The sequence below is a fragment of the Undibacterium sp. genome (assembly GCF_030683615.1).
Lineage (GTDB): Bacteria > Pseudomonadota > Gammaproteobacteria > Burkholderiales > Burkholderiaceae_D > Undibacterium > Undibacterium umbellatum.
Genome location: NZ_JAUXQE010000037.1, coordinates 216,797 through 231,518 on the forward strand (window position 1 = coordinate 216,797; position 14,722 = coordinate 231,518).

Annotated in this window: 11 protein-coding genes; 7 read left to right on the forward strand and 4 right to left on the reverse strand. The window is 52.7% G+C overall.

The features are described from left to right. Positions 1–2 precede the first annotated feature (2 nt). Positions 3–467 (forward strand): GNAT family N-acetyltransferase, encoded by a 465-nt coding sequence (locus Q8K39_RS20625; protein ID WP_305263101.1) that lies wholly within the window; start codon positions 3–5, stop codon positions 465–467. Positions 468–516: 49 nt separating this feature from the next. On the opposite strand, the gene Q8K39_RS20630 is transcribed toward Q8K39_RS20625, so the two are convergent. After that, positions 517–2,232, reverse strand: coding sequence for an alkaline phosphatase (locus tag Q8K39_RS20630; protein WP_305263103.1), 1,716 nt, complete (start codon positions 2,230–2,232; stop codon positions 517–519). Between the two features lie 146 nt (positions 2,233–2,378). Here Q8K39_RS20630 and Q8K39_RS20635 point away from each other — a divergent pair, with 146 nt between their 5' ends. Both Q8K39_RS20635 and Q8K39_RS20640 read left to right on the forward strand, forming a co-directional pair. Continuing rightward, positions 2,379–3,035: a glutathione S-transferase family protein gene (locus tag Q8K39_RS20635; RefSeq protein WP_305263104.1), complete on the forward strand. Its 657-nt coding sequence runs from the start codon at positions 2,379–2,381 to the stop codon at positions 3,033–3,035. Between the two features lie 263 nt (positions 3,036–3,298). After that, positions 3,299–4,642: a reverse transcriptase family protein gene (locus Q8K39_RS20640; protein WP_305263106.1), complete on the forward strand. Its 1,344-nt coding sequence runs from the start codon at positions 3,299–3,301 to the stop codon at positions 4,640–4,642. On the opposite strand, the gene Q8K39_RS20645 is transcribed toward Q8K39_RS20640, so the two are convergent. Continuing rightward, positions 4,639–5,010 (reverse strand): DUF423 domain-containing protein, encoded by a 372-nt coding sequence (locus Q8K39_RS20645; RefSeq protein WP_305263108.1) that lies wholly within the window; start codon positions 5,008–5,010, stop codon positions 4,639–4,641. The genes Q8K39_RS20640 and Q8K39_RS20645 overlap by 4 nt on opposite strands. 126 nt (positions 5,011–5,136) lie before the next feature. Beyond that, a complete protein-coding gene (locus Q8K39_RS20650) occupies positions 5,137–8,721 on the reverse strand; it encodes an indolepyruvate ferredoxin oxidoreductase family protein (protein ID WP_305263110.1) in 3,585 nt (1,194 codons plus the stop codon). Between the two features lie 376 nt (positions 8,722–9,097). On the opposite strand from Q8K39_RS20650, the gene Q8K39_RS20655 reads away from it, so the two are divergent. The 4 genes from Q8K39_RS20655 to xerC are packed head-to-tail and all read left to right on the forward strand — an operon-like array spanning position 9,098 to position 13,947. Further along, complete coding sequence (locus tag Q8K39_RS20655) at positions 9,098–11,428, forward strand: methyl-accepting chemotaxis protein (protein WP_305263111.1); 2,331 nt, start codon at positions 9,098–9,100, stop codon at positions 11,426–11,428. A 52-nt stretch (positions 11,429–11,480) separates the two neighbouring features. Continuing rightward, a complete protein-coding gene (gene dapF, locus Q8K39_RS20660; protein ID WP_186955022.1) occupies positions 11,481–12,344 on the forward strand; it encodes a diaminopimelate epimerase in 864 nt (287 codons plus the stop codon). Beyond that, on the forward strand, positions 12,341–13,000 hold the full coding sequence (locus tag Q8K39_RS20665; protein WP_305263112.1) for a DUF484 family protein: 660 nt from the start codon (positions 12,341–12,343) through the stop codon (positions 12,998–13,000). The genes dapF and Q8K39_RS20665 overlap by 4 nt, the downstream gene beginning before the upstream one ends. 26 nt (positions 13,001–13,026) lie before the next feature. After that, positions 13,027–13,947: a tyrosine recombinase XerC gene (gene xerC, locus Q8K39_RS20670; RefSeq protein ID WP_305263113.1), complete on the forward strand. Its 921-nt coding sequence runs from the start codon at positions 13,027–13,029 to the stop codon at positions 13,945–13,947. Positions 13,948–13,956: 9 nt separating this feature from the next. Here xerC and Q8K39_RS20675 read toward each other — a convergent pair whose 3' ends face one another. After that, positions 13,957–14,697, reverse strand: coding sequence for an OmpA family protein (locus Q8K39_RS20675; RefSeq protein ID WP_305263165.1), 741 nt, complete (start codon positions 14,695–14,697; stop codon positions 13,957–13,959). Between the last annotated feature and the right edge of the window lie 25 nt (positions 14,698–14,722).

Consider the following 14,722-nt stretch of genomic DNA (forward strand, 5'->3'; position numbering starts at 1 on the left):
AAATGTCGCCAAGCTTACGCCCCGTCCTGATGGATGACTATGCTGTGATCGCTCGCTGGATAACCAGTGCGCAAGCTTGCTCACGCTGGGCTGGGCCCACCGTAACTTATCCTTTTAAGCAAAATGACTTGCCCGCACTACTGGCAAAGCCGCAAGCACAGTCGATAGTCCTGGTTGACGCCAACTTGAAGATCGTCGGATACGCCCAGTTCTGGCCACGGGATGAACAACGTGTGCACCTGGGCCGCATCATCGTTTCGCCAGCGGCACGTGGGAAGGGCTATGGCAGACTATTGTGTGAGCAACTGATGCAGTTGGCCATCACTGAAACAGGCTTGCCCGTGCTCAGCCTGCGCGTCTACCGCGACAATCCGGGTGCGCTGCATTTGTATCAGCAACTAGGCTTTGCAGAGGTCGAAGTGGATTCCAATGACGAAGTACTGGCAATGGAATACAAAGTGAAATGAATGGCGAAGCCAGATAGCGGCTTCGCCAGAGAGCCTGTCTCAGTTCATCTTAACCAGCGTAAGTGAAGGTATCCACGCTGGTGGTATAGCTGGAACTGGTGACGGTGCTGACATACACATACTCACCCTTGGCCTGAGTAGGCGTGACGGTGATCAGCATATAGCCACGACGATAAGTGTCTATGTAAGTGATGTCATCCACCAAGGCCTTGATGGTGCCTGCCAGTGTTGCAGGAGGCACGACTGATGGCGGGAACACACTTTCAAAACCGGAGGAAGTCACCGACATGCCAGCAAATTCTGCACCTACTTGCGTGCCATCTGGCAGTGTCAGTTTATTGAACCAGGCATTATGACTGTCACCGGACAAGACCAGGAATTTCTTGCCTGCCGTTTTCAATTTCGCAGCGGAGTTGAACACGGCATCGCGCGCATTTGGATAACCTTCCCAGTTGTCGAAGGTATAGGAAATTTTGGGATTCTTCAGCGGATCAAGCAAGTCTTTTTGCGTCTGTGTTTGCGCCGCTGTCGGGGTCGCTTTGGCCGTCAGATAGGCAGTCACGGATTCTGCGCTCAGATTGGTTTGCAGCACCGACACTGGCAGTTGCACACGGCCCATGACAGTCTGGTTACCCAAGATTTGCCAGGTCGCCTTGGACAAACTCATTTGGCTATCCAGCCAGGCTTGCTGGGTAGTGCCCAGCAACTGTTTGTTTTTGTTAAAGGCATAAGGCAGGAACTTGGGATCAGCCACATCACGGCCTTGTGCATCGACCATGCGGTCTGGTGCCTGTTCGCGACCGATGATGCGGGTATCGAGCATGTGCAGGGACAACAAATTGCCGAAATCAAATGAACGGTAAATTTTCAGCAGATTGGCTGCGTCTGGTGAACGTATTGGCATCCACTCATGATAGACCTGGCTGGCCGCTGCCTTGCGTGCAGCCCAGGTACCCTGCGTTGCAGGATTATGGTTTTCTGCATTATCTATCCAGGCATTGTTGGCGAACTCATGATCATCCCAAATGGTGATCATGGGCATACGCGCATGCAGGGCTTTCAAATAAGGGTCTGCCTTGTGCAGGGCATGGCGGGCGCGGTAATCGGCTACTGTAACGATCTCGCTGGCAGGTGCAGATACGCGGCCTGCGACTTGTGAAGCGGCTGGTGGATAAACACCGTCCTTGTATTCATAAATATAGTCCCCCAGATGCAGGGCGAATTGCGCGCCAGAAGAGATTGCGCTGTCATAGGCATTGAAATAACCGGCAGGATAGTCACTGCAAGAAAACACTGCCAGCTTGACCTGGTCGACATTACCAACTGGCAGGGTGCGGGTGCGGCCAACCGGGGAGACGCTATTATTCGGTGCCACGAAACGATAGTAATATTCAGTGTTGGCAGCCAGGCCTGTGGCATCGACTTTGGCGGTAAAACCTGTGCCAGAACTTGCTGTGACTTTGCCAGAGAACAGCACCGTAGCGAAACTCGCATCTGCTGCCATTTGCCAGGTCAGATCTACGCTGGCATCGGTCGATATCTTGGCATGCGTCCACAAAATGACGCGGTCAGCCAGGGGGTCGCCACTGGCAACACCATAATTAAAGGCTGCCATCTCGCCATTCAATACTGTGGATGAACCACCGCAGGCAGTCAATACACCGCCAGATGCCATGACGGCAGCGACGGAAGACATCTTGATAACGAAGCCACGTCTGGCAATATTTGCTGGCGCTTTTGAATTTTTCTTCTGATCGTTTTGCATCTGGCTACTCCCCTGGAAAAGGAGAGATAGTAGGGTTGCCTTATGTCAGGGATGTGACGCTGGCGACGATTCCTTGAAGAAAATCTAGAGCGAGCACTCTAGCGAATTAGAAAGCGCTGGCGCAGGCTTTGCAAAAACTGGGCATAATGAGTTTTTCCAGTTTCCCCAATATCCCACACTGCGAGGCTCCCATGATAGAAGTCCACCACTTAAAAGAATCACGTTCACGCCGTATCACCTGGTTACTCGAAGAACTGGGACTGGATTACACCGTCATTTCCTATGACCGCGATCCCAAAACCCGTCTGGCACCGCCAGAGCTGCAAAAAATCCATCCGCTGGGCAAGGCACCAGTGGTGCGTGATAAAGACCAGACCCTGATTGAATCCGGTGCCATCATCGAATACCTGATACGCACCTATGGCAATGGCCGTCTGGCCCCTGCAGTCGGCACGACTGACTACAACCGCTATGTGCAGTTCCTGCACTATGCTGAAGGTTCAGCCATGTTGCCGCTGCTGCTGAAGCTGTATGTGAGTCGCCTGGGTGAAGCTGGCGCACCGCTGCACCCACGTATCAACGGCGAGGTGGCAAACCATTTCAGTTATCTGAATAGCGAGCTGGAAGGCCGTGATTACTTTGTTGGCGACAGCTTGACGGGCGCAGACATACAATTATCCTTCGCCATTCAGTCAGCAGTGCGCGGTGCTGGTCGCGAGGCATTCCCTAACCTGACACGCTTTGTTGATATGGTCGCGGCACGTCCGGCCTACCAAAGAGCCATAGAAAAATATAGCGAGTAATAGCTGACGTTTGGAATGCGAGGATTGACAGGCACGATTGCATGCTCTATCTTCGCATTGCGGCGGACCCTGCAAGCTGGCGCTCAGACGCAAGTCCATAGTGCCTCTGCGGGGTTACCCCGCGGGATAAATTTACCTGGTATTTCATCGCGTGAGCCGCCCTGCACTTCATGCAGATTGGCTCACACTTGACGAGACTGGTTGCAGGCTCTCCGCCGCCCCGCTGCTTCGCCTCTTACGTCACACATCACTGCCTTACACGCATGGACACACCCAAGCAGGTCGCCTTAGCCATCGCCGACGCCTTACTGGCAGGTGAATTCAGTCATATCGCACTGATGAAAAACATGAGCTGGGTATTGGGGAAAAAATGGCCGTGGATACCGTCACTGTGCCAAAAAATTTACCTGCATGCTGGCCCGCATTTTTATCATTACAGTCGTCATGAAATGGCCGCACTTATAGTGGATGACCGTGGTTTCGACGATGCCTGGCGTGGTAAAGATAAACCGCAAATCAAACAGTATTGCCTGCAGCCAGCCATTGCACCAGAAAAACCAGCATGGCTGCAAGCTTTGGCCTTGCCTGAACTCAGCAACTCTGCTGATCTGGCAAAACACCTCAACCTGAGTATCGGTGAACTTGCCTGGTTTGCCGATCAGTGGCGGCAGGATGCGCAAGCATCACCACAACTGGGACACTATCATTACCGCTGGCTTGAAAAAGCGTCTGGCGGCTGGCGTTTGCTGGAAGTACCCAAATCACGCCTGCGCAATATACAAAGAAAAGTCCTGCAACAGATATTGAACCGGGTACCGCCGCATGCAGCAGCGCAGGCATTTCAACAAGGTCGTTCCAGCATCAGCCATGCGGCACAACATACCGGGCAGCGCGTTGTGGTGAGAGTGGACTTGAAAGATTTCTTTACAAGTATTACCGGCTCCCGCCTGCATGCCCTGTTTGCCAAGCTAGGTTATCCGGAAAAAGTTGCGGGCACGCTGGCACGACTATGCAGCAACCGCACGCCCACCGCTATCGTCAAAGACAAGGCCTGCAACTCACAGGCCTCAGTCAGTTCAGGTCATTTACTACGTAGCCCACATCTGCCGCAAGGTGCACCGACCTCCCCTGCCCTCGCCAATCTCTGTGCATACCGACTTGATATTCGTCTGCAAGCTTTGGCAGATAGGATGCAGGTCAGCTATAGCCGTTATGCGGATGACCTGACGTTTTCTGGTAATGCGCAATTTGAGCAAAGCCTGGCGCGCTTCATCCCGCAAGTAGCAGCTATCGCGATAGAAGAAGGTTTTGTATTGAACTATAAAAAAACCCGCATCATGCGGGCCGCGACCAGACAACAAGTTACGGGTATTGTCGTGAACAGCCACTGTAATATCAAACGCAGCGATTACGATACTCTGAAAGCAATTCTGACTAACTGCCTGCGTCACAATCCAGCTTCACAAAACCGTGAAGGACATGCCAACTTTCGTGCTCATCTGGCAGGCAAACTGGCCTATATGCGCATGATTAATCCTGCACGCACGGCAAAGCTGCAAGCCTTGTTCGACCAAATCCACTGGTCAGACACACCAGTGGTGGCTTAACGACGAATTGCCGCCCAGGCCAGCATCGCCCAGCCCGCCAGGAAGGCCACACCACCTATCGGCGTAATCGCACCCAGTACACGTATGCCAGTCAAGGCCAGTGCATACAGACTACCACTAAAAATAATCACTCCGGCCAGCATTGCCCATGCAGCCTTGCGCAGCCAGGGATTATCCTGTTGCTGCAACATGATGCCCAGCGCCAGCATACCCAGGCCATGCACCATCTGATAAGTCACTGCCGTTTGCCAGATAGCCAGCATGTCGGCACTCAGCATTTGCTTCAATCCATGCGCGCCAAAGGCACCAGCGGCGACGCCTATAAACATCAGGATGGCGGCAGTGGCGATGAAGAAACGAGCTTGCATGATGGGTTCCGGGCTAATAGAGAAACGCTATTTTAAAGCCTTGCGGCTTTGCTGACTGTGCAAATAGTCAGGCGAAAAAAAACCGCCACGCAAAACATGGCGGTTTCAAAATTATTTAAGGCTTGATTACGCAGCTTTTTGCGCAGACTGTGCCGTATTGAATTCAGCAATCAGCGTCGCTTCCTTGGCCTTAGCGGCCTTGAAATGCCTTTCCTTGACGTGGCCATAACCGCGTATGTCTTCGGGGATACTGGCTATCGCTACTGCCTTGGACAAATTATCTGCATTCAGCAAAGGCAACAGCTTGTTCAAGGTTTGCTTGTACTCGACAGGCAGGGCACGTTCCATCTTGCGTTCTTCGGTATAACCAAAGATATCAAATGTGCCGCCACGCAAAGACTTGAACTTAGCCAGCATGCCAAAGGCTTTCATCATCCATGGGCCAAACTGTTGCTTGATCAGATGGCCTTTGTCATCACGCTTGGCCAGCAAAGGTGGTGCCAGGTGGAAGTTGATGGCGTAGTCACCTTCAAACATGTCGGCAATTTTCTTTTGGAACTTGCCATCAGTATATAAGCGTGCGACTTCATATTCGTCTTTGTACGCCATCAGTTTGAACAGGTATTTCGCTACTGCTTCTGTCAGGCGTAAAGGCTTGTTGCCATCGACGAGTTTGCTTTCTGCGGCTTTAACTTGCGCAACGTATTCGCTGTACTGGCTGGCGTAAGCTGCATCCTGGTAATCTGTCAGGAAAGCCACGCGCTTGTTGATGGTGTCGTCCAGTGTCGGTGCGCGTTTCAGTTCTATGACTTGTGCCGGCGTCACGAGGCGCTGTACTGCTGCCAGATCATGCGCAGCCAGGCGGCCCCAGTTGAATGCCTGCTTGTTGAAGTCGATAGATACACCATTGAGTTCAATCGCGCGCATCAGGGCGACTTCTTCCAGCGGTACCCAGCCTTTTTGCCATGAGTAACCAAGGATGAACATATTGGTGGCGATATTGTCACCCATCAAGGCTGTGGCTATCGAGGCTGCATCTATCATGTCTACACGGTCAGCACCACAGGCTTTACGAATATCATTCTCTGCTGATTCAGCCGGGAATTGCCAGTTCGGGTTCTTGATGAAAGTCGAAGTCGGCGAGCCATTGGCATTGATGGCGGCATGCGTGCGGCCATCACCCATGCGTGACAGCGCATCCTTGCCTGCTGTCACGATGAGGTCACAGCCTATGACCAGATCAGCCATGCCTGTGCCTACACGGGTTGACTGTATGTCGTCGGCCTTGTCAGCCAGGCGTACATGTGACATCACCGCACCACCTTTTTGCGCCAGACCTGTCATGTCCAGCACGGAGCATGCTTTACCCTGCAAATGCGCAGCCATGGCCATGATCTGGCCTATGGTGATAACGCCAGTACCACCGACACCGGTAACCAGTACACCGAAAGGTATCTTGGTATCAGGCAAGGCTGGATAAGGCAGTGTATTCACGTCGAGTGCATTACCCGGTTCAATTTTTGCTTTTGCCGGTTTCTTGAGCTTGCCGCCTTCAACGGTGACAAAGCTGGGGCAGAAACCTGTGACGCAGGAAAAGTCCTTGTTGCAGGAAGACTGGTTGATCTGGCGTTTGCGACCAAATTCGGTTTCCAGCGGCTCTACTGACAGACAGTTCGATTGCACCGAGCAATCGCCACAGCCTTCGCAGACTGCTTCATTGATGACTGCACGTTTAGCAGGGTCAGGGAAGCCAGGTTTGCCATCCTTGTCGAATTTTTTCCTGCGGCGGCGTTTTTCAGAAGCACAGGTCTGGTCATAAATCATGGCAGAGACGCCCTTGGCCACGCGCAGTTCGCGTTGCACGGCATCAAGTTCACTACGGTGACGCACGGTGACGCCTGGTGCCCATGGATAGCCTGCACCATATTTTTCTGGCTCGTCAGTAACGACGATGATAGGGCCGACGCCTTCAGCAGCGATCTGGCGGGAGATCATGCCAGGGTCCAGCGGGCCATCAAATTCCTGCCCACCCGTCATGGCGACGGCATCATTGAACAGGATTTTGTAGGTGATATTGACTTCACCCGATACCGCAGCGCGTATCGCCAGCAAACCAGAGTGATAGTAAGTACCGTCACCCAGATTACAGAACACATGGTTCTCGGTGGTGAATGGTGCCTGACCTACCCAGGTCACGCCTTCTGCACCCATGTGGGTGAAGGTGGAAGTTTCGCGGTCCATCCAGGTCACCATGTAATGGCAACCGATACCGGCCAGTGCACGACTGCCTTCAGGTACTTTAGTCGATGTATTGTGCGGGCAACCGGAACAAAAATGCGGCACGCGGTCTTTGTTAGGATCAGGCTTGGAAATCACATTCAGCATGGATTCCTTGGCTTCCAGATAGGCCACGCGCTCTTTGACGCGTTGCTCTACCGGATGACCGGCGAAGTAACGGCTGATGCGCGAAGCAATCGCTCTGGCGATCTGTGCCGGGTTCAACTCATAAGTCGCGGGCAGCAACCATTCACCATGGCCAGAACCATGCAGATTACTCCACTCACCACTATCATCAAATTTGCCAACTACGCGTGGGCGGACTTTATCTTCCCAGTTATATAGTTCTTCTTTCAAGGCGTATTCAAGGATCTGGCGTTTTTCTTCAACCACCAGGATTTCTTCCAGACCAGTAGCGAATTCACGCACGCCTTCAGACTCCAGCGGCCAGGTCAAACCTATCTTGTACAGACGTATGCCAATATCCTTGGCGACTTGTTCATCGATACCCAGGTCGGCCAGTGCCTGACGGGTATCGAGGTAGGATTTACCGGCAGTGATGATACCTATCTTGGCAACCGGGCTGTCCCAGATGATTTTATTGAGTTTGTTGGCACGCGCATAGGCCAGCGCCGCATACCATTTGTAGTTATTCATGCGGATTTCTTGCGCCAGCACAGGGTCTGGTGTGCGGATGTTCACGCCATCGGCTGGCAAGACAAAATCTTCAGGAATCACTGGTTTGACGCGGTCCGGGTCGATATCGACGACGGCACCGGATTCCACAATATCTGTCACGCATTTCATCGATACCCACAGGCCGGTATAGCGCGACATGGCGATGCCATGCAGACCGTAGTCCAGATATTCCTGCACGGTAGATGGATACAAGACCGGGATACCACAGGCTTTGAGGATATGTTCACTCTGATGAGCTGCCGTGGAAGACTTGGCGGCATGGTCATCACCCGCCACGACCAGTACACCACCATGTTTTGAAGTACCTGCCAGATTGGCATGCTTGAATACGTCACCGCAACGATCTACACCCGGGCCCTTGCCATACCACATGGCAAACACACCATCATATTTAGCACCAGGGAACATATTCACCTGTTGCGTACCCCAGACTGTCGTGGCCGCCAGATCTTCATTCACGCCGGGGTGAAATTTTACATGGTGCTTGGCCAGATGTTTTTTCGCCTTGGCAGCGGTCAGATCCACGTTGCCCAAAGGTGAGCCGCGATAACCGCTGATATAGCCGCCGGTATTGAGGCCTGCTTTTTCATCGGCCTGGCGCTGCAACATCATCAGGCGTATCAGGGCCTGGGTGCCGGTCATGAAGGCGCGGCCGCGCTCCAGCGTGAATTTATCGTCCAGGGAAATATTGTTGTCGATCAGCGCATGCTGCTCGGCTTTGAGGGGTGCGTTCATGGGGTCTCCGTGCTTTTTATCGTATGGCAATGGTGTGCGCAACAAAACAGAATCACCTTGTGAGTGAATCATATACTTTTTAATGTAGATTGAATGACGAAAGGCGAACTACTTCAATCTACTATTTATGGACAGCACATTAACATGCTGTATTGTTCGACCCAATGGACAGTGCCCCACAAAAAGACCAGTACAGTATGACTGACACCTAAGAAAAGTGTACTGGTCATCATGAATTCAGTATTGAAATATTTGTTTTTTATGCATTCAATTTCTATCGTATCAATATCAATAATCTGGGAGAATAGGCTGTAAGCAGAAGCAGGCCCTAAGCAATCAGGCAGTGAGACAGTGATGCCCTAACGCAAGGATTCGTATGTCCAGGAATAAAGCCAGTCTGACCGATAAGATCATGCACCCCTGTACAGTGCTGATGAGCAAACTCAGTTTGCGTAGCAAATTGCTGGACATCTTTATCCTTTTGCTACTGCCACTGTTGTTTTTTGCCAGCCTGTCTCTCAGGCAAATCCACGCCGAAGCCTCGCAGGCACATGCAGGCCTGTTGGGAGTAGAGGCGAATAGCCTGATCATGAAAGTTGTGATACAGACACAAAAACACCGTGACCACGTGAATCTCAGACTGTCTGGTCAAAATCTGGATGATGACTTGCTTAAAACCCGGTCTGAATTGAAAGCCAGCCTCGATCAGCTTGATCTATTCCTCAATAACAACACCACCCTGGGCTTGCAAGCACCATGGAAAGCCAGTGCTGACGAACTCAGGCAACTCGCAGCAGGCCAGATTGCTGCCAATGTGAAAGACAATCTCACCCAGCATAGCCGCCTGATCAGGCAAAGCTTGCAGTTCTCTGCCCTGCTCAATGAAAGGACGGGATTGCTGACGAATAGCGACAGTGCAAATTTTCTTTTGCTGGACGTCTCCATGCGCAAGCTGCCAATCTGGATAGAACATCTGGCACTGTTGCGGGGGCTGGGTGCCAGCTATATCAAAACCGGGACCATGGAATTCCCGGAAAAAGCAGGCATAGTCTCACGGCTGGATGCCTTGCAGGCTTCCATGAATGGCGTGGTTGATCTGGATGAGGCAATGCAGCGCGCAGGCTTGAACGTGGCCACAGCAGAACAGGCCGCTTTCGAGGCATCACAGGCATTTGCAGCGCTAACCCGTAAAAACCTGTTGGCAGAAAGCATCAACGGCGAAGCCAATACCTATTTTGCCCAAGGCACACTCGCCATAGAAAAAGCCCTGGTATTGCAAACCCAGATGCAAGGCAAGCTGAGCGGGATACTGACAGACAGCAGCAAACAGATGGATTTGTATCAAAACCTGCTGAGCCTGGGCATAGCGCTTATTGTCATCCTCAGTTGTTATCTGGCACTGGGCTTTTATCGCGACTTCATTTCCGCCTTGAACCAGGTCGGGCGGGCAGCCCATGCTGTTGCTGCTGGCGACCTGACAAATCACATACGCATCATAGGCAAGGACGAGCTGGCGAAAACCGGCAATTTGCTGGAAGCCATGAATGGCAATTTGTCACGACTGGTCGCCAATGTGCGCAGCAATGCCAGCATGGTGGCTCAACTTGGCGAGGGCCTGGCGACGAACATCAGTGACCTGACTGTCAGAACCGAGCAACAGGCATCGAGCCTGGAACAAACATCGGCCAGCGTAGATGACCTTGCCGATACAGTGAAAAAAAATGCCGACAGTGCCAGGGCGGTCGACAACCTGGCAGCAAACCTCCGATTGATTACCGAATCGACAGGCGACGACATGCGTGCAGCAGTCGAGTCCATGAATGGCATACACCAGAGCGCCCGCAAAGTGCAGGAAATCGTCAGCCTGATTGATGGCATATCTTTCCAGACCGATATTCTGGCGCTGAATGCGGCAGTAGAAGCTTCGCGTGCGGGTGAACATGGGCGTGGTTTTGCTGTTGTTGCCAGTGAAGTGCGCAGCCTGGCGCAACGCAGTGCCGACTCAGCCCGTCAGATCAGACGCCTGATTGATGATTCTGTGCAGAGGGTGGATCAGGGTGTCAGTCAGATCAACAATGTCAACATGACACTGACTGATATCGTCGGCGGCATCCGCGAACTGGCGAATAATATCAATGCTATTTCTGTCGCTTCCAGTGAGCAAAGCAATGGCCTGTCGCAAATCTCTGAAGCCTTGCGCCATCTCGATGAAATTACCCAGAGCAATGCACAGATGGCAGAACAGGCCAAACATGCCTCCATCAGCCTGGAAGACAAGGCCCATGCGCTAACCAGGGCGGCATCTGCCTTCAAATTATTGCAAGGCACAGCCGATGAAGCGCATGCCCTGGTCAAGAAAGCCGTGACCTTGTATCAGTCCAGAGGCAGGCCTGCACTGCAAATCATCACAGCCAATACCGACAAACTGTATGCCGACCGCGATATGTATGTGTTTGCCTTTGACCGCAATGGGCAATACCTGGCTTTTGCAGGCAATGCCGCCAAGCTCAAGATCAACCTGTTTCATGTGGATGGCCTTGATGGCCGCAAACTGGTCAGGGATGCCTTTGATTTGCCTGAAACCGGCGGATGGGTCAATTACACGATTGTTAATCCAGTCTCGAAAAAGACGGAAGCAAAAACTTCTTATATAGAAGTAGTCGATGACAATCTCGTATTGGGTTGCGGGGTCTATCAACTGGAGTGAGATGAAAACGCCAGAAGCACATGGGCTGTGCGACTGAGGATATAATCACTGCATGAAACTCAAATTCACCAAAATGCATGGTGCGGGTAATGATTTTGTCGTTATCGACGCCATCAACCAGCACATCAATTTCACTCCTGCGCAGTGGAGGCTGATTGCTGACCGCCGCTTTGGCATAGGTGCAGACCAGATCCTGGTGGTTGAACGCCCGGAAAGCCAGGATGTTGACTTCCGCTACCGCATCTATAACGCTGACGGTGGCGAAGTTGAGCAATGCGGCAATGGCTCGCGTGCCTTCGTGCAGTTTGTCCTGGAAAAAGGCCTGACCAGCAAGTCCAGTATACGGGTGGAAACCATGTCCGGCATCATAGAGCCACGCATGGGGGAGGATGGTAATATCACTGTCAACATGGGCGCACCAATACTGGAAGCTGCCCAGGTGCCATTCAATGCCGAAGGTCTGGAGTCCAGACCAGAGGGAAATGACAGCTTGTGGCCGCTGGACATCAATGGCAAGCAGGCCTGGATTTCTGCTGTGTCCATGGGAAACCCGCATGCGGTGCAAATCGTAGCTGCTGTGAATGACTTCCCGGTTGCCGTTGATGGCCCGCTCATAGAGCACCACCCACGTTTCCCGCGCCGGGTGAATGCTGGTTTCATGGAAATAGTGGCACGCCAGCAGATACGCCTGCGCGTGTTTGAACGAGGTGCTGGTGAAACCCTGGCTTGCGGTACGGGTGCCTGTGCGGCAGCCGTGGCTGGAATACGCCGTGGCTTGCTTGATAGCCCGGTACGTGTCAGCATGCGAGGTGGCGAACTCTCTATTGCCTGGGCAGGCGAAGGACAGCCAGTCTTCCTGAGCGGCCCCGCCGTCACCGTCTTCGAAGGCGAAATTAATTTAACAGAAACACAATGAATTCTACAGATATCGCCACCTACCTGATACAGCATCCGCATTTTTTTGAAGAACATGCCGAGTTGCTTGGTTCCATCAAGCTCACCAGCCCGGTCATGGGACGTGCCATCTCACTGCAGGAAAGGCAGATGGAAGTCGTTCGCGAAAAATATCGCAGCCTGGAATTGCGCATGGCAGACTTGCTGCGTATCGCCGAAGAAAATCATGATATCAGCCAGAAATTCCAGCGCTGGACGCGGGCGCTTTTATTGGCACGCAATGATGTTGATCTGCCACATGCCTTGACCCAGGGTTTGCAAGACATTTTTGAATTGCCACATGCCACCCTGCGTTTGTGGAATGTCGCAGAAGATTTTGCTCATACCTGGTTTGCCAGCTCCACCAGTGATGATGCGCAATTGTTTGCCAAGGGCTTGACTACACCTTATTGTGGCAAGAACCATGATTTTGAAGCGGCAGCCTGGCTGGAAACTGATCAGGCGATTGAATCCCTGGCGATGCTGCCTTTGCGCCTGTCGGCAACCGGGCCTACCTTTGGCTTGCTGGTATTGGGTTCACCTGACCCTAATCGCTATACCAAGGACATGGCCACAGATTTCCTCAGCAAGATTGCCGATACCAGTAGTGCGGCCCTGAGCTGTATGGTGGACATGTAAGGTTTCACTTCCCGCTGAAGGTTGGTATGAATACGCAAGATCAGTATCTGGCCAATTATCTGGAAGTCTTGCGCAGTCAGAGGCAATTGTCGCAGCATACGCTGGACAGTTATTTGCTGGATTTGCATGAACTTATCAAGCTCGCCGGGACCGCCGAACTGCTGAGTCTGACGACACATCATATACGGCGTTTTGCTGCACAGATGCATGCGGGCGGACAAAACGCCCGTAGCATTGCCCGCAAGCTATCCAGCTGGCGCGGCTTTTACCGCTGGCTGCTGGAAGAGCACGATCTGGCCGCGAACCCGGTAGAGGGAGTACGCGCCCCCAAGAAAGGCAAACCCTTGCCCAAAGCGCTGGGGGCGGATGATGCGGTGCACCTGGTCGCCCATAAGGGTGGGGACCTGCCCACAGCACGCGCCAACCGTGCCATGTTTGAACTCTTGTATTCCAGTGGATTGCGGGTATCTGAACTGGCCAGCCTGGATGTGATGGCTGTCAATGAGTCCGGCTATAGCTCGGCGGGCTGGGTTGATCGCCAGGAGGGTGAAGTGCATGTCACTGGCAAAGGGGGCAAGCAACGTATCGTGCCTGTTGGCAAACCCGCGCTGGACGCATTGCAGGACTGGCTGGCTATTCGTCCTACGCTGGTAAAAGCTGACCCGCACCCGCTATTCTTAAGCGAGCGTGGCACACGTATTTCTGTCCGTCTGATACAACTGCGCCTGAAGGCACATGCACAAACGCTGGATATACCAGCGAATGTGCATCCACACATGTTGCGCCATTCCTTTGCTTCGCATGTACTGCAGTCGTCCGGTGACTTGCGCGCAGTGCAGGAAATGCTGGGCCACAGTTCGATTTCAGCGACCCAGGTCTATACCTCGCTAGACTTCCAGCATCTGGCCAAAGTCTACGACCAGACCCATCCGCGCGCTAAAAAATAGCGCAAGACATCAACGCAATACCATTTCAACGCGGCGATTTTTGGAACGCCCGGCTTCAGCCGCATTGGATGCGCGTGGAGCCAGCGGCCCGACACCTTTGGCGATAAGACGGCCATCAGGGATACCATAGGTTTTCAGTGCATCCACCACGGCCTGGGCACGTTTACCGGACAAAGTCATGTTGTAGTCGAGTACTCCCTGGGTATCGGTATGGCCAACGATGTAGACAGCTGCGGTATTGCCCTTCAGGTATTTCGCCATTTCATCGAGTTGTGGTTTGGATTCTGGCTTGATCACCGCTTTGTCGGTGTCGAAATACAGTCCATAAAAACTCACCGCGCCATTGGCAGCCAATTCCTTGCTGATCGCATCAGCGTCAACGGTGACGATATTTTGTTCCATTGCTTTGGGTTCCAGCACTTCTACCAAAACGGCAACGCGGTCATTCATGCTGTCGGTAACATCACCCATGGTGCCACCAGAATTGAGTGCTGCATACACACCCACATAAGTCGTCGCTGGCCCCGTACCTTTTTGCAGCAAGGTATAGCGCAGATCCTTGCCACCATCAAACACTGCCTGCACAAAACGATTGCGGTTGGCATCATACCCCTCACCCTGGACATGGGTACGCTTTTCGTTCCAGTTGTATTTCAGGTTCTTGAAGGAGGGGCCGCAGCTGTCGTTATCACACTGGAATGCTGGCTTGAAGCCTTTGCTGGCCAGGCTGTCAGTGAAGTTGCGGAACACTTCCAAAGACGAGCGCCCTTTCGGC